Raw genomic sequence first — 237 nt, 5'->3', positions numbered from 1 at the left:
TGATCAGGTTGATAGGTTCGAGGTGGAAGCATGGTGACATGTGGAGCTGACGAATACTAATAGATCGAGGACTTAACCATATAATATGAAGCAATGTTATCTAGTTTTGAAGGAATATACCTTCATTAGTTTGGTGATGATGGCAGAGAGGTCACACCCGTTCCCATACCGAACACGGAAGTTAAGCTCTCTAGCGCCGATGGTAGTTGGGACCTTGTCCCTGTGAGAGTAGGACGT

General features: G+C 45.1%; 1 rRNA gene. It reads left to right on the top strand.

What is annotated here, in order from left to right:
• Positions 1-129 precede the first annotated feature (129 nt).
• Positions 130-237: ribosomal RNA gene (rrf, locus tag MR066_RS27135) — 5S ribosomal RNA — on the top strand; the annotation flags it as partial.

The organism is Bacillus cereus group sp. BfR-BA-01523 (assembly GCF_022662615.1).
In the GTDB taxonomy this organism is placed as follows: Bacteria; Bacillota; Bacilli; order Bacillales; family Bacillaceae_G; genus Bacillus_A; species Bacillus_A mycoides.
This window is presented reverse-complemented; position numbering and strand designations above follow the sequence as displayed.